The organism is Nocardia sp. NBC_00508, from assembly GCF_036346875.1.
Taxonomy (GTDB): domain Bacteria; phylum Actinomycetota; class Actinomycetes; order Mycobacteriales; family Mycobacteriaceae; genus Nocardia.
On sequence record NZ_CP107852.1, the window covers coordinates 4,448,872 to 4,472,763 of the forward strand.

Genomic DNA, 23,892 nt, shown 5'->3' on the forward strand with positions numbered 1-23,892 from the left:
TGCGGACCTGTCGCGCACCGTCGGCTGGTTCACCGCGATCTACCCGGTCGCCTTCGACCTGTCCGGCATCGACGTCGACGCGGCGTTCGCGGGCGGACCCGCACTGGGGTCGGCCGTCAAGGCGGTCAAGGAGCAACTGCTCGCCGTGCCGGACAAGGGCATCGGCTACGGACTGCTGCGCTACCTGAACGCCGAGACCGCGTCCGAACTGCCGCGCGAGCTGCCCGGTCAGGTGAGCTTCAACTATCTCGGCCGAGTCTCCGAGGGCGACGTACCCGAGTCGCTGCGCGGCTTCGGCTGGATCCCCGCGCCCGAACTCGGCGCGCTGGGCGGCGCCTACGACGCGGACATGCCCGCGATGGCGCCGCTGGACGTGAACGCCATCGTGGTCGGCGACAAGCTCACCGCCAACATCGGCTACCCCTCGACTCTGCTGACCGCCGCCGACGTGCGCGAGTTCGGCGAGCTGTGGACTGCCGCACTGGAATCGGTTGCCCGCCATGCCAATTCGACCGGCGCGGGGGGACACACGCCGTCCGACTTCGCGCTGGTGCGCAGTAGCCAGCGGGATGTCGACGGCTGGGAGCAGCGCTTCGGAGCGCTGGCCGACATCTGGCCGCTCTCGGCGCTGCAAGCAGGTCTGCTGTTCCACGCTCGCCTCGCCGCGAGCTCGGTGGACGTCTACACCGCGCAGGCGGTGCTGACCCTCACCGGACGGGTGGACGCCGCCCGGTTGCGTTCGGCCGCACAGGCATTGGTGGACCGCTACGAGAACCTGCGCACCGCGTTCGTCACCGACCGCGACGGCAACCCGGTGCAGATCGTGCTGGAGGGCGTCCGGGTGGCGTGGGCCGAGCACGACCGGACCGACTCCGGTTCGGCGGCCGACCTGATCGAGGCCGACCGCATGCGGCGGTTCGACCTGACCGCACCGCCGCTGATCCGCTTCACGCTGATCCAGGTCGCGGACTCTTCGGCGAAAGAAGGGGCCCGCTGGCAGTTCGTGGTGTCCAACCACCACATCCTGCTCGACGGCTGGTCCATGCCGCTGCTCATGCGCGACCTGCTGGTGCTCTACGCCGCGCACGCGGACAGCTCCGCGCTGCCCGCCGCCCGCTCCTACCGCCACTTCCTGGAATGGACGCGGCAGCAGGATCACGCGGCCTCGCTGGCCGCGTGGACGCACGCGCTGCGCGGCGTGGGCGAGCCGACCCTGCTGGCCCGCCCGGACGCCGGTCGCGAGATCACCTCGCTGTCCGGTGAGTACTTCTTCGACCTGGACGAGGCGGCCACCGCGCGGCTGACCGCGCTGGCCGCGCAGCTGGGCGTCACGCCGAACACCGTCTTGCAGACCGCGTGGGGCATCCTGGTCGGCCGGATGACCAGCCGCGACGACGTGCTGTTCGGCACCACCGTCTCCGGGCGTCCCGCGCAGCTGAGCGGCGTGGAATCGATGGTCGGCCTGTTCATCAACACCGTTCCGGTGCGGGTGCGGTTCGATCCGTCGGAGTCCGTGCGCGACTTGCTGACTCGGACCCAGGGCGAGCAGGCCGACCTGCTCGACCACCACTATGTCGGGCTGGCCGACATCCAATCCGCCGCGGGCATCGGCGGTCTGTTCGACACCCTCGTGGTGTTCGAGTCCTACCCGGTCGACGCGGCGGGTCTGCAAGCACAGGCCGCGGACATCGACGGAATGTCGGTGGTCGGCCTGGACGCGGCCGACGCCACGCACTACCCGCTGACCCTGATCGCGCAGCTGGATTCGCGGTTGCGGGTGCGCGCGGGCTACCTGCGCGACCTGTTCGACGAGCAGACCGTGCGCCGCGTCGCCGACCGCCTGATCCGGGTGCTCACCGCGATCACCACCGCGCCCGACGTCTCCGTCGGCGACATCGAATTGCTCGACACCGCCGAGCGCGAACTCGTGGTGTCCGGGTGGAACGCCACCGAATTCGATGTGGACGCTGCCCTGCCGGGTCGCTCCGCGGGCTCCGCTTCCGGCGCGACGCTGGTCTCGATGTTCTACGACCAGGTGGAACGCACCCCCGACGCGACCGCGATCACATTCGACGGGACGAGTCTGTCCTACGCCGAGTTCTCCTGGCGGGTGAACCAGCTGGCGCGCTGGCTGATCGCCCGCGGGGTCGGCGCGGAATCGTATGTGGCGCTGGGTATGCGGCGCTCGATCGATCTGGTCGTCGGCATGTACGCCGTCGCCGTGGCCGGCGGCGCGTATGTGCCGCTGGACCCGGATCACCCGGCCGAGCGCACGGAATACATTCTCGGCGCGGCCGATCCGGTGTGCGTGCTGACCTCCGGCAGCGATCTGGACATCGACACCGCGCAGGTGCGCATCGACCTGCTCGACCTGAAGGGGCTGTCGGAGGCGCCGATCACCGACGCCGACCGTCGTGCGCCGCTGCGTGGGTCGAACACCGCGTACGTGATCTTCACCTCCGGTTCGACCGGTCGTCCGAAGGGCGTGGCGGTCTCGCATGCGGCGATCGTCAACCGTCTGGTCTGGATGCAGACCGCCTACCAGCTTCGTGCCGATGACTCGGTGCTGCAGAAGACGCCGGCGACGTTCGACGTGTCGGTGTGGGAGTTCTTCTGGCCGTTGCAGATCGGCGCTCGGCTCGTTGTCGCGAAGCCGGACGGGCATCGCGATCCGGCCTACCTCGCCGAGGTGATCAGCGCGGAGCGGGTGAGCGTCACCCACTTCGTGCCGTCCATGCTCGCGGTGTTCGTGGCCGATGCCGCCGCCGCGCGGTGCGATTCGCTTCGGTTGGTGTTCGCCTCCGGTGAGGCGCTGCCGCCGAAGCCCGCGCACCGGTTGCGTGAGCTGACCGGCGCCGCGCTGCACAACCTGTACGGCCCGACCGAGGCCGCGGTCGACGTCACCTTCCACGAGGTCGTCGACGCCGACACCGAGACGGTGCCGATCGGCGCTCCGGTGTTCAACACCCAGGTCTACGTGCTGGACGCGCGCCTGCGGCCGGTTCCGGTGGGTGTCGCGGGTGAGCTGTACCTGGCGGGCGCCCAGCTCGCGCGCGGTTATGTCGCGCGACCTGACCTGACCGGCGACCGCTTCGTCGCCAACCCGTACGGGGAGCCCGGTGCGCGGATGTACCGCACCGGCGACCTGGTGGCCTGGACCGAGCACGGAGAGCTGGAATACCTGGGCCGCACCGACTTCCAGGTGAAACTGCGCGGCCTGCGCATCGAGCTCGGCGAGATCGAGTCGGCGCTGACCGGACTGGACGAGGTCGCCCAAGCGGTCGTGGTGGTGCGCTCCGACGCGCACGCAGGCGATCAGCTCGTCGCCTACGTCATCCCCGCGCGGGACGCCGCGCAGAGCACGGCGTCGGATGTCCAGCTGGACACCGACCTGGTCCGCGAAGACCTGGCCAGGCAGCTGCCCGCGTACATGGTGCCGTCGCTGGTGATCGTGCTGGCGGAGTTCCCGCTCAACGCCTCCGGCAAGCTGGACCGCAAGGCGCTGCCCGCGCCGGTCTTCGAGGCCGCGGTGTTCCGCGCCCCGACCACGCCGGTCGAGGAGATCGTCGCCGCGACCTTCGCCGACGTGCTGGGCCTGGAGCGGGTCGGCCTGGACGACGACTTCTTCGCCCTCGGCGGCAATTCGCTGTCCGCCACCCAGGTCGCGGCGCGGCTGTCCGCCGCGCTGGACACCGACCTCGGCGTCCGCGAACTGTTCGAGGCCTCCACGGTGGTCGCGCTCGCGGCGCGCGCGGAGACCAAGGCGGGCGCGGGCGCACGGGCGGCGCTGGCGCCGCAGCAGCGGCCCGAACTGGTCCCGCTGTCGCTGGCGCAGCAGCGCATGTGGTTCCTCAACCGCTTCGACCCCGACTCGGCGGTGGACAACATTCCGGCCGCGGTGCGTTTGTCCGGCCTGCTCGACCGGCAGGCGCTGCAGATCGCGGTCGCCGATGTGCTGGCCAGACACGAGTCGCTGCGCACGTTCTACCCCGAGGTGGACGGCACCGCGTATCAGCAGACCGTGCCGACCGCCAAGGTCATTCCGGACCTCGCCCCGTTCGACGTCACCGAAGCCGAACTGCCCGAAGCGCTTTCGCGGCTGGTTGGCACCGCGTTCGACGTGACCGCCGAGGTGCCGTTCCGCGCCAGGCTGTTCGAGATCAGCCCGACCGAGCATGTGCTGGCCCTGGTGGTGCACCACATCTCGGCGGACGGCTTCTCCATGGGCCCGCTCACCCGCGACGTGATGACCGCCTACGGCGCCCGCGTCGACGGCGGCGAGCCCGCCTGGCGTCCGCTGGAGGTGCAGTACGCGGACTTCGCGCTGTGGCAGCGTCAGGTGCTCGGCGCCGAGGACGACCCGAATTCGGTGATCGCCGAGCAGATCTCGTTCTGGTCGGACACCCTGCGCGGGCTGCCCGAGCAGCTGGATCTGCCCGTCGACCGGCCGCGCCCCGCGGTCGCCTCCGGCCGCGGCGCCACGCACACCTTCGAGATCGACGCCGAAACCCACGCCCAGCTCACCGAACTCGCCCGCACCAAGGGCGCGACGCTGTTCATGGTCGCGCACACCGCGCTCGCCGTACTGCTGTCGCGGCTGTCCGGCGACGACGACATCGCCATCGGCACCCCGATCGCCGGGCGCGGTGAGCGGGCGCTCGACGACCTGATCGGCATGTTCGTCAACACCCTGGTGCTGCGGACCCCGATCGAGAGCGACGCGACGTTCACCGAACTGCTGCGCTCGGTGCGCGCCACCGACATCGCGGCCTTCGGGCACGCGGACCTGCCGTTCGAGCGGCTGGTGGAGATACTGAACCCGGCGCGGTCGCAGGCGCGGCACCCGCTGTTCCAGGTGATGCTGTCGTTCCAGAACACCGGCCAGAACAGCCTGGAGCTGCCCGGCCTGACGGTGAGCGGTGTCGACCTGCCGATCGACGTCGCCAAGTTCGACCTGCAACTGGTGCTCTCCGAGCGCGGCGCCGCGCCCGCCGGAGCGACCAACGGCACAGGTCCGGCCCCAGCGGGCATCACCGCCGAGCTGATCTACGCCACCGACCTGTTCGACCCGGTCACCATGGCGGAGTTCGGGCGTCGCTTCGACCGGCTGCTGAAGGTCGTCGCGGCCGAACCGGATCTGCCGATCGGCGATGTCGCGCTGCTGGACGAGCAGGAGACCGAGCAGGCGCTGCGCGGCTGGAACGACACCGCACGTGATCTCGGCCCGGCGAGCACGCTGGTCGAGGAGTTCGCCGCGCAGGCCGAGGCCACGCCGGACGCGATCGCCATTGTCGACCCGGCCACCGGGGCGACCCTTACCTACGCCGAATTCGCCGCCCGCGTGCGGCGGCTGGCGCGTCGTCTCATCGAGGCGGGTGTCGGCCCGGAGACGCTGGTCGCGCTGGGCATGCGCCGGTCGGTCGATCTGGTCGTCGCGGCCTACGCGGTGCACGCGGCCGGTGGCGGCTATGTGCCGCTGGATCTGGACCAGCCCGCCGATCGCGTGCACTACGTGCTGGATTCGGCCGACCCGGTCTGTGTGCTCACCACCGCGCGCGACGCGTTCGACGGCGCGGACCGCGCCACGCTGCGCGTCGACGAGCTGGACCTGTCCGGATACTCGGACGCCCCGGTCACCGACGCCGAGCGCACCGCGCCGCTGCGCCCGCAGCACCCGGCATACGTGATCTTCACCTCCGGCTCCACCGGCCGCCCGAAGGGCGTCGCGGTGTCGCACGCCGCGGTCGTCAACCAGATCCGTTGGATCACCGGCGAATACGGCATCGGCGCGGACGACGTCGTGCTGTTCAAGACCCCCGCCACCTTCGACGTGTCGGTATGGGAGCTGTTCGGTCCGCTGAGCACCGGCGGCCGGATCGTGGTCGCCAGCCCGGACGGGCACCGCGACCCGCAGTACCTCGCCGAGGTGATCGCGGCCGAGCGGGTCACCATGACCTCGTTCGTGCCGTCCATGCTGACCGTCTTCGCCGGCGGCGTCGACCCGGCCGACGCGGACGCGCTCGCCTCGCTGCGGACTCTGTTCGTCGCCGGTGAGGCGTTCACAGCCGAAGCAGTGGTGGCAATCCGCCGCGTCAGCGACGCCGCGCTGTACAACTTGTACGGCCCTACCGAGTTCACCGTGCACGCCACGCACGGCCCGGTCGCCGGGCAGGTCGAGGGAGCGGTCCCGATCGGTCTGCCGGTGTGGAACGCGCAGGCATACGTGCTGGACGCGCGCCTGCACCCGGTGCCGCCGAACGTCGCGGGCGAGCTGTACCTCGCCGGCGACCAGCTGGCCCGCGGTTACTTCGGCCGCGCCGACCTGACCGCGGATCGCTTCGTGGCCAACCCGTTCGGTGCGCGCGGTGCCCGGATGTATCGCACCGGTGACCTGGTCACGCGGGACGCCACCGGCGCGATCGAGTACCTGGGCCGCACCGACTTCCAGGTGAAGCTGCGCGGTCTGCGCATCGAGCTCGGCGAGATCGAAACCGCGCTCACCGCATACGAATCGGTCGCGCAGTCGGTCGCGCTGGTGCGCTCCGACGCACGCACCGGCGACCAGCTGGTGGGCTATGTGGTGCCCGCGAACGGCGCGACGGTGGATGTCGAGCAGCTGCGGGCACACCTGTCCGCGCTGCTGCCGTCCTACATGGTGCCCGCCGCGATCGTGGTGCTCGACGCCATGCCGCTGAACCCCAACGGCAAGCTGGACCGGCGCGCGCTGCCCGAACCCGCCTTCGAGGCACGGGAATTCCGCGCGCCGTCCACCCCGGTCGAGGAGATCGTGGCCGACACCTTCGCCGCGGTGCTCGGCTTGGCCGAGGCCGAACGCGCCGTCGGCTCGGACGACGACTTCTTCGATCTGGGCGGCAACTCGCTGATCGCCACCCAGGTGGTCGCCAGGCTCGGCGCGGCACTGGACACCAGGATTCCGGTGCGCGTGCTGTTCGAGGCCCCGACCGTGGCCGCGCTGGCCACGCGGGTGGAGGCGCACCAGGGCACCGGACGCCGCCGCGAGCTCGTCGCGGGTCCGCGTCCGTCCCGGATTCCGCTGTCGCTGGCGCAGCAGCGCATGTGGTTCCTGAACCGGTTCGACAACCAGACCGCCGTGAACAACATCCCGCTCGCGGTCCGGCTCACCGGAACCCTGGACACCGACGCGCTGCGCCAAGCCGTCGCCGACGTGGTCGACCGGCACGAGGTGCTGCGCACCGTCTACCCGGAGACCGCCGACGGCCAAGGCGTGCAGGTCGTGCTGCCCGCCGGGCAGAGCACCCTCGATCTCACCCCGATCGAGGTCTCCGAGGACGAGATCCAGGAATGCATCAGCGAACTGGTGCTGACCGGGTTCGATGTCACCACCGAGGTCCCGGTGCGGGCGCGGCTGTTCCGCATCGCGGGCTCGATGGACGGCTCGCAGCCCGACACGCACGTGCTGGTTTTCGTAGTGCACCACATCTCCGGCGATGGTTGGTCGGTGCGGCCGCTGGCCCGCGACGTCATGGTGGCCTACTCGGCGCGCTCCCGCGGCGAGGCGCCCACCTGGGCTCCGCTGCCGGTGCAGTACGCCGATTACGCGCTGTGGCAGCGCGAAACGCTCGGCGCCGAGACCGATCCCGGCTCGCTGATCGCCCAGCAGGTCGCGTTCTGGTCGCAGCATCTGGGCGGTCTGCCGGAGCAGCTGGATCTGCCGTCGGACCGTTCGCGTCCGGCCGTGGCGTCCAACCGCGGTGGCGTGTACGAGTTCTCGCTCGACGCGCAGCTGCTGCGGGAGTTGAACGCACTGGCCCGCGGGAACGGCGCCAGCCTGTTCATGGTGGTGCACGCGGCGTTCGCCGCGCTGCTGGCCCGGCTTTCCGGCAGCGACGACATCGCCATCGGCACCGCGGTCGCAGGCCGCGGCGAGGCGGTGCTCGACGACGCCATCGGCATGTTCGTCAACACGCTGGTGCTGCGCAGCGCGGTCGACCCGGCGACACCGTTCACCGAATTGCTCGCGCGCACCAAGGACACCGATCTCGCGGCGTTCGCGCACGCGGACCTGCCGTTCGAGCGGCTGGTGGAGATCCTGAACCCGGCGCGGTCGCAGGCGCGGCATCCGCTGTTCCAGGTGATGCTGTCGTTCCAGAACACCGGCGAGGCCGCGTTCGAACTGCCCGGCCTCGACGTGGCCGGTGTGCCGCTGGACGTGGTGACCGCCAAGTTCGATCTGCACCTCAACCTCGCGGACCGGTTCGATGCCGACGGCGCCGCCGACGGCATGACGGCCGAATTCGCTTACGCGACCGACATGTTCGATGTCGACACCATTGCGAGCGTCGCGCAACGCTTGGTGCGCATGCTGACCGCGGTCGCCGCGGATTCGTCCGTCACCATCGGGGACGTCGAGCTGCTCGACAGCGTCGAGCGCGCCGATGTCGTCGAGCGGTGGAACGCCACCGCGCACGCGGTCGACCCGTCCGCCACGCTGGTTTCGATGTTCGCCGCGCAGGTCGAGCGGACTCCGGACGCGCAGGCGGTGACGTTCGAGGGGACGAGTCTCGCCCACCCGTCGCCCGACCACCACCCCTCATCGAGTCGCTACGCGACGCTGACGTATTCCGAGTTCGCCGCGCGAGTGAACCGCTTGGCCCGTCACCTGATCTCGCTGGGCGTCGGACCGGACGCGATGGTCGCGCTCGGCATGCGCCGCTCGATCGACCTGGTGGTCGGCATGTACGCGGTGAGCGTCGCCGGTGGCGCGTACGTGCCGCTGGACCCGGATCATCCGGCCGACCGCACCCGGTACGTGCTCGACACCGCCCGTCCGGTGTGTGTGCTGACCACCTCGCGCGACGAGTTCGACGCCGGGTCGACCCGGGCGATCGAGATCGACCTGATCTCGCTGACGGACTACTCGGACGCCCCGGTCTCCGACGCGGACCGTCGTGCGCCGCTGCGTCCGTCGAACACCGCGTACGTGATCTTCACGTCCGGTTCGACCGGCCGCCCGAAGGGTGTGGCGGTCTCGCATGCCGCGATCGTCAACCGTCTGGTGTGGATGCAGGACGAGTACGGCTTGGACGACACCGACGTGGTGTTGCAGAAGACTCCGGCCACCTTCGACGTGTCGGTGTGGGAGTTCTTCTGGCCCTTGCAGATCGGTGCGCGACTGGTGGTCGCCAAGCCGGACGGTCACCGCGACCCGGCCTACCTGGTGCAGGTCATCACCGACGAGCAGGTCACCACGGCGCACTTCGTGCCGTCGATGCTCTCGGTCTTCGTCGCTGTGCTGGATGCGGCGGCCGCGGGGCCCTCCGTGGTTACGCAAGCTACCGCCTCCGGGCCTGACGCCGCCGAGGAGCGCGCGGACGAGTGCACCAGCCTGCGCAACGTCTTCGCCTCCGGTGAGGCTCTGCCCGCGGCCACCGCGCGGCGGATGCAGGAACTCACGGGCACCCGATTGCACAACCTGTACGGCCCGACCGAGGCCGCGGTGGACGTCACCTTCCATGAGGTGACCGAGGACGACGTGGTGTCGGTGCCGATCGGCGCCCCGGTGTTCAACACCCAGGTGTACGTGCTGGATTCGCGCCTGCACCCCGTGCCTGTTGGTGTCGCGGGTGAGTTGTATCTGGCGGGTGTGCAGTTGGCTCGTGGCTATGTCGCGCGTCCGGATTTGACCTCGGACCGTTTCGTGGCCGATCCGTTCGGTGCGCCGGGTGAGCGGATGTACCGCACCGGCGACTTGGTGACCTGGACGGCCAAGGGTGAACTGGAATACCTGGGCCGCACCGACTTCCAGGTGAAGCTGCGCGGTCTGCGCATCGAGCTGGGCGAGATCGAGTCGGAGCTCACGGCGCTGGATTCGATCGCGCAAGCGGTGGTCGTGGTCCGCTCGGACGAGCGGCTCGGCGACCAGCTGGTGGCCTACATGATCGCGACCGCGGGCCGTTCGGTGGACATCGACGCCGTGCGCGCGGAACTCGGCGGCGAGCTGCCCGCCTACATGGTGCCCTCGGCGTTCGTCGTGCTCGACGCCTTCCCGCTGAACGCCTCCGGCAAACTCGACCGCAAGGCGCTGCCCGCGCCGGTGTTCGAGGCCAAGGTGTTCCGCGCACCGTCCACCCCGCTCGAGGAGATCGTCGCGGGCACCTTCGGCGACGTGCTCGGTGTCGCGCGGGTCGGCCTTGACGACGACTTCTTCGAACTCGGCGGCAACTCGCTGCTGGCCACCCAGGTGACCGCGCGGCTGAGCGCCGCGCTGGACACCCGCCTCGCGGTGCGCGACCTGTTCGAGGCGTCCACCGTGGTGGCGCTGGCCGCCCGGGTCGAGCGCAACGCCGGGTCCGGCCGGAACCGGCCGCGCTTGGAGGCGGGGGAGCGTCCGGCGCGCGTCCCGCTCTCGCCCGCGCAGCAGCGGTACTGGTTCCTGAACCAGTTCGACACGGCCACCTCGGCGGTGGACAACATCCCGCTGGCCGTCCGGCTGTCCGGCACGCTCGACGTGACCGCGCTGGAGCAGGCGATCAGCGATGTGTTCGCCCGCCACGAGGTGCTGCGCACCACCTATCCGCGCTCGGCGGACGGACCGCACCAGGTGATCCATCCCGCGGCGCAGTCCGCGGTGGCGCTCACCCCGGTGGATGTCGCCGAGGAGGATCTGCTCGGCGCCGTCATCGCCTTCGCGCTGACCACCTTCGATGTCACTGTCGAGGTGCCGTTGGCGGTGGCCCTGTTCCGTATCGCCGACCGCGAGCATGTGCTGGCGTTCACGGTGCACCATGTCGCGGCCGACGGCTCGTCGATGGGCCCGCTGGCGCGGGATGTGATGGCCGCGTATGTGGCTCGCGTGCAGGGCGAGGCGCCGCAATGGCAGCCGCTTCCGGTGCAGTACGCCGACTACGCGCTGTGGCAGCGCGCGGTGCTCGGGTCCGAGGAGGATCCGGAATCGCTGGCCGCGCAGCAGGTGGCGTACTGGCAGACGGCGCTGGCCGACCTGCCGGATCAGCTGGAGCTGCCCGCCGACCGGCCGCGCCCGCCCGCGCAGTCGTTCCATGGCAAGGCGATCCGCTTCGAGATCGACCCGCAGCGGCACGCCCGCCTGCACGAGCTGGCACGCGCGCACAACGCGTCGCTGTTCATGGTTGTGCACGCGGCGTTGGCTGTTCTGTTGTCTCGTTTGTCCGGCACCGACGACATCGCGGTCGGCACCCCGATCGCGGGCCGCGGCGAACGCGAACTCGACGATCTGATCGGCATGTTCGTCAACACCCTGGTGTTCCGAACCGAAGTGAACGCTGGTGACTCATTCGCCGACCTGCTCGGCGACGTCAAGGAACGCGACCTGGAGGCGTTCGCCAACGCCGACGTACCGTTCGAGCGCCTCGTCGAGGTGCTCAACCCGGTGCGCTCGACCGCCCGCAACCCGCTGTTCCAGGTCGGTCTGTCGTTCCAGAACCTGGCCGAGACCACCTTCGAGCTGCCCGGCCTCACCGTGAGCCCGGTCAACTTCGACTCGCAGCTGGCCAAGACCGACCTGCACGTCACGCTGTACGACCGGTACGCCGAGGACGGCACTCCGGCCGAGATCATCACCGAATTCGGTTACGCCATCGACCTGTTCGACGAGGACACGGTGCAGAGCTTCGCCGACCGGTTCCTGCGGGTGCTCGACGCCGTGCTGACCGACGCCACGGTGCGGGTGGGCGAGATCAACCTGCTCGCGCCACAGGAGAGCGAGCGCATCCTCACCGCGTGGAACGAGACCGAATACGACCTCGACGCTCTGCTTGCCGCGCGTTCCGCAGGCTCTACGCGCACCGCCACGCTGGTGTCGTTGCTCGATGCCACGGTGGCCGCGACGCCGGAGGCGGTGGCGCTGATCGCCGACGAGCCGACCGGTCAGCAGGAGCTGGCCCACCCGTCGCCCGACCACCACCCCTCATCGATTCGCTACGCGATCTTGTCCTATGCCGAGCTGGACGCGCGAGTCAACCGCTTGGCGCGGTACCTGATCGGCCGCGGCGTCGGCCCGGAGGACCGGGTCGCGCTGGCGATCCGCCGCAGCAGCGATCTCGTGGTCGCCATGTACGCGGTCGCGAAATCCGGTGCGGCGTATGTGCCGATCGATCCCGATCAGCCCGCCGAGCGGACCGACTACATCCTGGCCACCGCCGCGCCGTTGTGCGTGTTGACCACCGGACGCGACGGCTTCCGCACGTCCGTGGCCGACATCGTGCAGATCGACGCCCTCGACCTCGCCGAGTACGCGGACACCCCGGTGACCGCGGCCGAGCGGGGCGGCGCGCTGACCCCGGCGAACACCGCGTACGTGATCTTCACCTCCGGGTCGACCGGTCAGCCGAAGGGTGTCGCGGTCCCGCACGCGGCGATCGTCAACCAGTTGCAGTGGAAGACGAGCGTTTTCGGGCTCGGCGCGGACGACGCGGTGCTGTTGAAGACCGCGGCGACGTTCGACCTGTCGGTGTGGGAGTTCTGGTCGGCCGCGGTATCCGGTGGCCGCCTGGTGGTCTCGTCCGCCGACGGGCACCGCGACCCGGCGTACCTGAACGAGCTGATGCGCGCCACCGGCGTCACCACCCTGCACGTGGTGCCGTCCATGCTGGACTCGTTGCTCACCGAATCCGGCGGCCACCTGGCATCCTCGCTGCGGCGGGTGCTTGCCATCGGTGAGGCGCTGCCCGCCGCGACGGCCCAGCGGTTGCGCCGCGACAACGCCGCGCAGCTGCACAACCTCTACGGTCCGACCGAGGCGGCGGTGTCGATCACCAGCCATGTGGTCACCGACGCCGACGAGACCTCTGTATCGATTGGTTCGCCGGAGTGGAACAGCCGGGTCTACGTGCTCGATTCCCGCCTGCGGCCGGTTCCGGTCGGCGTCTCGGGTGAGCTGTATCTGGCGGGTGCGCAGCTGGCGCGCGGCTACTTCGGCCGTCCCGAGCTGACCGCGGACCGGTTCGTCGCCGATCTGTTCGGTGCGCCCGGCTCGCGGATGTACCGCACCGGCGACCTGGTGGCGTGGAACGCCGGCGGCGAGCTGGACTACCGGGGCCGTACCGACTTCCAGGTGAAGATCCGCGGCTTCCGCATCGAGCTCGGCGAAATCGAGGCCGCGCTGCTGCGGCAGGCAATGGTGAGCGCTGCCGCGGTTGTCGCGCATCACGATCCGAGCATCGGCGACCGCCTCGTCGCCTATGTGGTGACCCGGACGGCGGACGCGCTCGACAAGCGGGCATTGCAAGCCGCGCTGTCGGCCGAGCTTCCGTCGTACATGGTGCCGTCGGTGCTGATCGAGCTGGATGCGTTGCCGCTCAACGCGAACGGCAAGCTGGACCGCAAAGCGCTGCCGCGGCCCACCTTCGAGAAGGCGGTGTTCCGCGCCCCGGTCACGCCGATCGAGCAGATCGTGGCGAACACCTTCGCCGAGGTGCTGCGCATCTCGGATCGCGAAGGGTCCGAGTCGAAGCGCCTGGGTCTGGACGACGACTTCTTCGCCTGGGGCGGCAACTCGCTGCTGGCCACACAGGTCGCCGCCCGCCTCGGCGAGGCGCTCGACACCCGGGTGCCGGTGCGCCTGCTGTTCGAGGCCTCAACCGTCGCCGCGCTGGCGGTGCGGGTGGAGCAGCACGCCGACCTCGGTGGTCGCAAGGCGCTGACCGCGGGACCGCGGCCGGAGCACATTCCGCTGTCGCTGGCGCAGCAGCGCATGTGGTTCCTCAACCGGTTCGACACCCAGTCGGCGGCCTACAACGTGCCGATCGCAGTGCGGTTGTCCGGCGCGCTGGACGTTGCCGCGCTGCGTGCCGCGATCGCCGATCTGGTGAGCAGGCACGAGATCCTGCGCACCGTCTACCCGCAGACCGAGTCGGGTCCGGTGCAGGTCATCCTGCCGCCGGCACAGGCAGTCCCGCGGCTGGAGGTGCGGGTGGTCGCGCCCGACCAGATCGAATCCGCCGTGGTGGCATTGACGTCGACGATCTTCGACGTCACCACCGAGGTGCCGATGCGGGTCGCGCTGTTCCAGATCGCCGACGGCGCGCAGACCCAGCCGGACGGCTCGGTGGACTACGTGCTGGCCATGGTGGTGCACCACATCTCCGGTGACGGCTCCTCGGTCGGCCCGCTGACCAGAGACCTGATGATCGCCTACGCCGCGCGGTCGGCGGGCGAGGCGCCGAATTGGGCGCCGCTCGAGGTGCAGTACGCGGATTACAGCATCTGGCAGCGTGAGTTGCTCGGTAGTGAGGATGATCCGGAGTCGTTGTCCGCTAGGCAGGTTGCTTATTGGAAGCAGGCGTTGGCGGAGTTGCCGGATCAGTTGGATCTGCCGTCGGATCGGCCGCGTCCTGCGGTGCAGTCGTTTGCGGGTGGCAAGGTCGAGTTGCGGGTGGACGCCCAGACCCACCAAGCCCTCATCGAGTTGGCGCGTGCGGAGGGCGCGACGCTGTTCATGGTCGTGCACACCGCGCTGGCGGTGCTGCTGGCTCGGTTGTCCGGGACTGATGACATCGCGATCGGTACGCCGATGGCGGGTCGTGGTGAAGCCGCCCTGGATGATCTGATCGGTATGTTCGTCAACACCCTGGTGTTCCGGACCCGAGTGGATGCGAATGAGGCGTTCACCGATTTGTTGGCCCGTCAGCGTGAGACCGATATTCAGGCGTTCGCTAATGCTGATGTGCCGTTCGAGCGTTTGGTGGAGGTGCTCAACCCGGTCCGTTCGACCGCGCGGCATCCGTTGTTCCAGGTTGGTTTGTCGTTCCAGAACTTGGCGCAGGCGGCGTTGGAGCTGCCGGGGCTGAGTGTGTCGGGGCTGGATATCGACACCGAGCTGTCGCAGTTCGACCTGCACCTGATCGCGACCGACCGCTACAGCGACGCGGGCGAACCCGACGGCATCACCGGGTTCTTCACCTATGCGACTGACATGTTCGATCGCGATACGGTGCAGGGCTTTGTGGATCGGTTCGCGCGTTTGCTGGGTGAGATCATCGCCGCGCCGCGCACACCGGTGGGTGACCTCGAACTCCTCGACGCCACGGAGCGGACCCGGCTGATCTCCGGACGCAATGCGACCGAGCAGACGGTGGACACCTCCGCCACGTTGGTGTCGCTGCTGGACGCCACCGTCGCGGCCGGGCCGAAGGAAGTAGCGCTGGTCACCGACGATGGCGAGTCGATCACCTACGGTGCACTCGATCAGCGGGTGAACCACCTTGCGCGGCATTTGATTTCGTTGGGTGTGGGTCCGGAATCCCGCGTGGCGCTGGCGTTGCGCCGGTCGGTCGATCTGATCGTCGCGATGTATGCCGTGGCGAAGTCCGGTGGCGCGTACGTGCCGGTGGACCCGGATCAGGCCGCCGAGCGCACCAACTACATTCTCGAGACCGCGGCACCGGTCTGTGTGTTGACCAACGCCGACGCGCAGTTCGAGACCGATGTCGCGCCGCTGGTGCGGATCGATGAACTCGACCTGGCTGCCGTGGCGGCCTCTCCGGTCACCGACGCTGACCGTGTCGCGCCGTTGCGTCCGGAGAACACCGCGTACGTGATCTTCACCTCCGGTTCCACCGGCCGCCCGAAGGGCGTCGCGGTCTCGCATGGGGCGATTGCGAATCAGTTGCAGTGGAAGAGCATCGAATTCGGGCTCGACGCTGCGGATGCGGTGTTGTTGAAGACTGCGGCGACGTTCGACTTGTCGGTGTGGGAGTTCTGGACGGCGGCTGTGTGTGGTGGCCGCTTGGTCATCGCGGCACCGGACGGGCATCGGGATCCGGCGTATCTGAACGAGTTGATGGCTCGGGAATGGGTGACCACCCTGCACGTGGTGCCCTCGATGCTGGATGCTTTGTCGACGGCGGGGATGCCGAACTCGTTGTGGCGGGTGCTGGCGATCGGTGAGGCTTTGCCGGGTGCGGTGGCGCAGCGGTTCCTGCGGGAGTACCCGCGCACGGAGTTGTTCAACCTGTATGGTCCGACCGAGGCGGCGGTGTCGATCACCAGCCACCGCGTCACCCTCGCCGACGAGGTGTCGGTGTCGATCGGTGCGCCGGAGTGGAACAGCCAGGTGTACGTGCTGGACTCTCGACTGCGTCCGGTGCCGGATGGTGTCTCGGGTGAGTTGTATCTGGCGGGTGCGCAGCTGGCGCGTGGCTACTTCGGGCGCGCCGATCTCACCGCGGATCGTTTCGTGGCCAACCCCTTCCAGCTGGGTGCGCGGATGTACCGCACCGGTGACCTGGTTGCGTGGACAAGCGCGGGCGGGCTCGAGTACCGGGGACGTACCGACTTCCAGGTGAAGATTCGTGGGTTCCGTATCGAACTCGGCGAGATCGAAGCCGCCCTGTTGGCGCTGCCCGAGGTCGCGCAGACCGCGGTGATCGCCAAGTCCGATCCGAAGACCGGTGACCGGCTGGTGGCCTACCTGGTGGCGAGTGGCGCCGATGCGGGTGTCGATGTCGCTGAGGTGAAGTCGGCGCTGTCCGCGGGTTTGCCGTCGTACATGGTGCCGTCGGCGTTTGTGGTGTTGGACGCTCTGCCGTTGAACGTGAATGGCAAGCTGGATCGCAAGGCGTTGCCGGAGCCGGAGTTCGAGGTTCAGGCGTTCCGTGCGCCGTCCACGCCGATCGAGGAGATCGTGGCGTCGGTGTACGCCGAGGTGCTCGGTGTCGAACGCGTCGGTGCGGATGACGACTTCTTTGCCTTGGGTGGTAATTCGTTGTTGGCGACGCAGGTCGCGGCGCGGATCGGTGCGGGGTTGGATGCGCGTGTTCCGGTGCGTGTGTTGTTCGAGGCGTCGACGGTGGCTGGTTTGGCGGCGAAGGTGGAGCAGCATGCGGGTGCTGGTGGTCGCCGCGCTCTGGTGGCTGGTCCGCGTCCGGAGCAGATTCCGTTGTCGTTGGCGCAGCAGCGGATGTGGTTCCTCAACCAGTTCGACACCGCCTCCGCGGTCAACAACATCCCGGTGGCCGTGCGGCTGACCGGCGAACTGGACGTCACCGCACTGCAACTAGCCGTCACGGACGTGATCGCCAGGCACGAGACCCTGCGCACCGTCTACCCCGAGCAGAACGGCGCGGCGCATCAGGTGATCGTGCCCGCGGAGCGGGCCGCGCCGGACCTGACGCCGGAACCGGTTGCCGCCGAGGACATCCGGCATCGGATCGTCGAGGTGGTCTCCGCCGGATTCGACGTGACCACCGAGGTTCCGTTGCGGGCCAAGCTGTTCCGAGTGACGGATGCGGTCGGCGGGGCGGGGGCCGACACAGCGTACGTCCTGGTGTTCGTCGCGCACCACATCAGCGCGGATGGCTGGTCGATGGGCCCGCTGACCCGCGACGTGATGCTCGCCTACGCGGCCCGCTCGGCCGGTGTGGAACCGGGCTGGGCGCCGCTGCCGATCCAGTACGCGGACTTCAGCCTCTGGCAGCGCGACGTGCTCGGCTCCGAGACCGACCCGGAGAGCCTGATCTCGCAGCAGGCCGAATACTGGCGCGCCGCACTGGCCGGTCTGCCCGACGAGCTCAACTTGCCTTCCGACCGGCCTCGTCCGACCACCCAGTCGTTCGCCGGTGGACGCGTGGTGTTCCCGATCGAGGGCGAGTTGCATCGCATGCTCACCGAGATCGCCAGGGAGCAGAACGCGACGCTGTTCATGGTCGTGCACGCCGCGCTCGCGCTGTTCCTCGCGCGCATGTCCGGCACCGACGACATCGCCATCGGCACCCCCATCGCGGGTCGCGGCGAAGCCGAACTCGACGACGTGATCGGCATGTTCGTCAACACCCTGGTGCTGCGCTCGAACGTGGACGGCGACCTCACCTTCGACCAGTTCCTGGCCAGGACCAAGGACGCCGACCTGCAGGCGTTCGCGCACGCGGACCTGCCGTTCGAGCGGCTGGTGGAACTGCTCAACCCGGAACGCTCCACCGCGCGGCATCCGCTGTTCCAGGTGGCGCTGTCGTTCGAGAACCTGCCCGAGAGCAGCTTCGAACTGCCCGGACTGCATGTCGGGGCGGTCGATTTCGACGTCGACACGGCCAAGTTCGATCTGTCGCTGACCATCCGCGAGGCTGGGGAGAACCCCGACGACGCGGGCATGTACGCGGAGTTCTCCTTCGCACGCGACCTCTTCGACGACGAGACCGTGCGGATCTTCGCCGAGCGCTTCACCAGGCTGATCACCGCGATCGTCACCGACCGGGAGACCCCGATCGGTGATCTGCCGCTGCTGGACCCCGCCGAGTACCACCTGCTCACGCACGTGCACGGCGAGGATGTCATGGCCACCGGCCTGCTGCCGGACCTGCTCCAGCGTGGCGCGCGGCTGGACCCGGAGCAGATCGCGGTGCGCTACCAGGGGCGGTCCATCACCTACCGCGAACTCGACGAGTACTCCTCCCGCCTGGCGCGGGTGCTCATCGCGCGCGGTGTCGGTCCGGAGCGCATCGTGGCGCTGTCGTTCCCGCGTTCCTACGAGATGGTCGCCGCGTTCTGGGCGGTCGCGAAGGCCGGCGGCGCGCACGTGCCGATCGACCCGACCTACCCCGAAGACCGCATGCGGCACATGGTCAACGACTCCGGCGCGGTCATCGGCATCACCGCGAGCGAGTACGTGGACCGGCTGCCGCGCGACGTCGAGTGGCTGCGGATGGACGACCCCGAGTTCGGTTCGCTCGTCGAAAGCCAGTCCGCCGCGCCGGTCACGGACGCGGACCGGATCTCCTCGCTGGCCATGCGGCACCCGGTGTACGTCATCTACACCTCGGGTTCGACCGGTATGCCCAAGGGCGTCACCGTGACCCACGCGGGCATGGGCGGCCTGGTCGGCGTCGCGACCGACCTGTACCAGCTCGAGTCGCACCACCGGTTCCTGCATATCTGCTCGCCCAGCTTCGATCCGTCGGTGCTGGAATGGCTGTGCGCCGCGTACACCGGCGCCACGCTGGTGGTCGTGCCGTCGACCATCATCGGCGGCCCGGATCTGGCCGAGCTGCTGCGCACCGAGCGGGTGACGCACACGATCATCACCCCCGCCGTGCTGGGCACGGTCGACGCCGAAGGGATGGAGGCGCTCGAGGTGGCCTCCGTCGGTGGTGACGTCACCACGCCGGAACTGCTGGCCAAGTGGTGGCCGGGCCGCAAGTACTTCAACGCCTACGGTCCGACCGAGACGACGATCATCTCGTCGTACGCCGCCCTCACCCCGGGCAGGCACATCACGATCGGCCGTCCGGTGCGGGGTATGTCGGCCTTGGTGCTGGACCACCGCCTCAACCCGGTGCCGCCCGGCGTCGCGGGCGAGCTGTACTTGGCCGGTGGCGCGCTGGCACGCGGCTACCACAACCGCCCCGACCTCACCGCGGAACGATTCGTCGCCAACCCGTGGAGCAACGAGGGCGCGCGGATGTACCGCACCGGTGACGTGGTGCGCTGGTTCGCCGAACCCGGTGAGCGGGCGGGCAACGCCGCGCTCCCTTCGGTGCGCTGGGAGCTGGACTACGTCGGCCGCTCGGACTTCCAGGTGAAGATCCGCGGCTTCCGCATCGAACTGGGTGAGATCGACACCGTGCTCGGCAGGCACGAGGACGTCGAGTACGCGATCACGCTCGGCCGCCAGACCGCGGCGGGCGCGACGATTCTCGTGTCCTACGTGCTGGCCACGCCGGGCCGCGAGATCGACACCGCAAGGCTGACCGAGTACGCCTCTCGCAGTCTGCCGCCGCACATGGTGCCGACGGCGATCGTGGTGATCGATGAGATCCCGCTGACCCCGGTCGGCAAGCTGGACCGCAAGGCGCTGCCCGAACCGGAGCTGGCCCCGCGCGAGTTCCGCGCACCGGCCAACGAGATCGAGTCCGTCATCGCCGAGGTGTTCGCCGAAGTGCTCGGCGTCGAGCAGATCGGTTTGGACGACTCGTTCTTCGCGCTCGGCGGCGACAGCATCCTGTCCATCCAGCTGGTCTCGCGGGCCAAAGCGCGCGGCGTTGTGTTCACCCCGCGTGACGTGTTCGAGCGGCGCAGCGTGGCTTCGCTGGCCGAGATCGCCACGTTCGGCGCCGGTGCCGAACAGGTGAGGCTGGAGGAACTGCCCGGCGGCGGTGTCGGCGAGATCCCGCTGACCCCGATCATGCGGCAGATCCTCGCGAGCGGCTCGTCCTACCAGCGGTTCTCGCAGACCATGGCGCTGCGGTTGCCCGAGGGCATCGAGCGGGAAACCCTGGTCGGCACCATCGCGGCGGTCTTCGACCACCACGATGTGCTCCGGTCGCGGTTGCGCCGCACCGGCACGGACTGGAGGTTCGAGGCGCTGCCGCGGGGCGCGGTGAACGTCGACGCCCTGGTGCACCGGGTCGAGTTGGCCGCCGACACCAACGAGGCGGAGCTGGCGAGGGTCGGCACCGAGGTGTTGGACGCGGCGATGGGCAGGCTCGATCCGGCGAATGCCGCTATGGCGCAGTTCGTCTGGTTCGCCTTCGCGGCGGGAGCGACGGGCCGGGAGGCGGCAGCTGGCGTAACCACGGAGGGACCCGCGGACGCCGCCATCGGACACAGCGGTGAGCGCCGCGATGTGCTGTTGATCGTCGCGCACCACTTCGTGGTCGACGGCGTGTCCTGGCGCATCCTGATCCCGGACTTCGCGGTGGCCTGGTCGCAGCTGGTCGCGGGTCAGGCGGTGGCGTTGCCCGCGAACGGCACCTCGATGCGGCGGTGGGCGCACAGCCTGGTCGAGGCGGCCGGCGCGCCGGAACGGGTCGCGGAACTGCCGTTCTGGCAGCAGGTTTCGGCCACGCCGGATCCGTTGCTCGGCTCCCGCGCGTTCGATCCGGCCGTCGACACGTTCGCGACCGTCGAGCGGGTCGAGGTCACGGTGCCCGCCGAGGTCACCGACGCCGTGCTCACCGCCATCCCCGGCCTCTACCGCGGCGGCGTGAACGACGGCCTGCTGTCGGCGCTGGCCATGGCGGTCGCCCGCTGGCGCGGTGACGGCGCGGCGGGAGCGACGGGCCCGGAGGAGGCAGCCGGCGTAACCACGCAGGGCCCCGCGGACGCCGCCATCGAGCACAGCGCGGTGCTGATCAAGCTGGAAGGCCACGGCCGCGAAGAGGACGTGGTGCCCGGTGCGGACCTGTCCCGCACGGTCGGCTGGTTCACCTCCGCCTACCCGGTCCGGCTCGACCTGGCCGGTGCGGACGTCGCCGACGCCTTCGCCGGTGGCGCCGCGCTGGGCGAGGTCGTGAAGTCGATCAAGGAGCAGTTGCTCGCGGTGCCCGACAAGGGCGTCGGCTACGGCCTGCTGCGGCAGCTGAATCCCGAGACGGCGTCGAGCCTCGGCAACCCCGGTCAGATCAGCTTCAACTACCTGGGCCGGATGTCGGCCGGGGAGATCCCCGAGCAGCTCGCCGAGATCGGCTGGGTGCCGGTGGCCGACCTGGGCCAGCTGGATGTCGACATGGACCTCGACATGCCCGCCAACGCGACGATCGACATCAACGCGATCGTCACCGACGGCGCTGACGGCCCGCAGCTGGGCGCGTCGTTCGCCTTCCCGACCGGTCTGCTGACCACCGAGCGGGTCCAGGAGTTCGCCGACCTCTGGGTCGAGGCGCTCACCGTGCTGGCCACGCACGCGCGGCGGTCGGACGCGGGCGGCTTCACGCCATCGGACATGCCGCTGGTGCGGGTGGGGCAGCACGACATCGAACTGTGGGAACGGACCTACCCGGCGCTGACCGAGGTGTGGCCGCTCTCGCCGCTGCAGTCGGGTCTGCTGTTCCATGCGCTGATGACCCAGTCCACCGTGGACGTGTACACCATGCAGGCCGTGGTGGACCTGGGCGGCACGCTGGACGTGGCGCGGCTGCGGGCTGCGGCCCAATGCATCATCGACCGGTACCCGAACCTGCGCACCGCGTTCGTCACCGACTCCGACGGGCAGGCCGTTCAGGTGGTGCTCGATCGGGTCGAAGCGCCGTGGCGCGAGGTGGATCTCACCGAGCTGCCCGTCGAGCAGCGGAAAGCGGAACTGAAGCGTCAGGTCGCGGTGGAGCGGGCGACGCACTTCGATATGGCCACGCCGCCGCTGATGCGGTTCACGCTGTTCCGCAGTGACGCCGAGCAGTGGCACCTGGCCATCACCACCCACCACATCCTGCTGGACGGCTGGTCGATGCCGCTGCTCATGCGGGACCTGCTGGTGCTGTACGCGGTGCACGGCGATCAGACCGCGCTGCCGCGGGTGGCCTCCTACCGCAACTTCCTCGGCTGGCTGGCCGGGCGCGACCGGGACGCTTCGCTGCGGGCCTGGGCGACGGCGCTGGACGGCGTCACCGAGCCCACTCAGCTCGCGCCGCAGGCACGCGGCACGGAGGACTACGAGATCGGGACGCTGACCACCGAACTCGACGCGGACCGCACCCGCAGGCTCACCAAGCACGCCGCCGAACTCGGCGTCACGGTGAACACGCTGGTGCAGGCGTCCTGGGGCATCCTGCTCGGACGTCTCACCGGCCGCGGCGACGTGGTGTTCGGCGCGACGGTGTCCGGCCGTCCGGCCGAGCTGCCCGGCGTGGAGTCGATGGTGGGTCTGTTCATCAACACGCTGCCGGTGCGGCTGCGGATCGATGACCGCCAGACCATCGGCGAGCTGCTGGAGCGGCTGCAGCACGAGCAGGCCGATCTGCTCGAGCACCACTATGTGGGACTCACCGACATCCAGCGGGTGGCGGGCACCGGGTCGCTGTTCGACACGCTGATGGTGTTCGAGTCGTATCCGATGGACAAGGAAGCGATTTCGGCCGCCAGCTCGATCGACGGCATGTCGGTGACCGGTGTCGGCGTCAACGACGCCACGCACTACCCGATGACGCTGCTGGTGATGGCGGAGTCCACCATCGAGCTGACCCTGCGGTACCTGGGTAGCCGGTTCACCGCCGAAGAGGTGCAGATCCTGGCCCAGCGCCTGGTCCGGGTGCTGGAGGCGCTGCTCGGCGACCCGGACGCCCTGGTCGGCGACATCGACATCCTGGACGCGGACGAGCGTGCCCGGCTGCTGGTCGAATCCGGCATCACGGCAACGACTTCCGCGCCCGAGCCGGTCGGCCGGGTCGGTGCGCACACGGTGGCCAAGGTGCTCGCCGAGGTCGTCGAGGAGGACCCGGAGGCGCCCGCCCTGCTGGACGGTGACGACGAGATCGCCTACCACGTGCTGGATCGGCGTTCCTCGCAGCTGGCCCGAGTGCTCATCGATCGCGGTGCCGGACCGGGCGACATCGTCGCGGTGACGCTGCCACGCTCGGTGGACGCGGTGGTCGCGGCGTGGGCGGTGCAGAAAGCCGGTGCCGCCTGCCTGTTCGCCGGCGACCTCGCACCGGAGGAACTCGCGACCGCGGGCACCGGATTCGGGATCACCCTGCAACCGGTGTCCGACAGCGAAATCCGCTGGGTGGCACTCGACGACCCACAAGTGCAGCAGGATCTCGCAGCGGCCCCGTCGCACCCGGTGTCCTACGCCGACCGAGTACGCCCGCTCGGCGAAGAACACCCGGCGTTCGTCATCACCACGGCAAACGAGGTCGTCGCGCTCTCCCAGTCCGACGCGCTGGCCCGGGCCGAACAGGTACGCGAAGAGTGCGAGATCACCTACGAGTCGACCACGTACACCACCGCCACCTCGGGCCGCCCGGCCGTACTGGAGTTCCTGGCCTCCGCCACCGCGGGCGCCCTCTCGGTCCTCCCGACCGGCGACCTGAACGCGGACCTCACCGAAGCCGAGGTCACCCACTGGTTCGTCGCACCGGGCGAGCCGACAGACCTGGCCGACGACGAGATCACGATCGTCGTCGTGGAGTAGGGATACGTGAGTTCCGCCGATGAAGGGCACCGATC

1 protein-coding gene (only partly in view) is annotated in these 23,892 nt (G+C 69.6%); it reads left to right on the forward strand.

Features of this window, described 5'->3' with window-relative positions; translation table 11 throughout:
* Window positions 1-23,857 carry the 3' portion of a non-ribosomal peptide synthase/polyketide synthase gene (locus OHA40_RS19695; RefSeq protein WP_442943761.1) on the forward strand. It extends 20,495 nt beyond the left edge of the window, so only the last 23,857 of its 44,352 coding nucleotides appear in the window; its start codon lies off the left edge, out of view; the stop codon is at window positions 23,855-23,857.
* Window positions 23,858-23,892 lie beyond the last annotated feature (35 nt).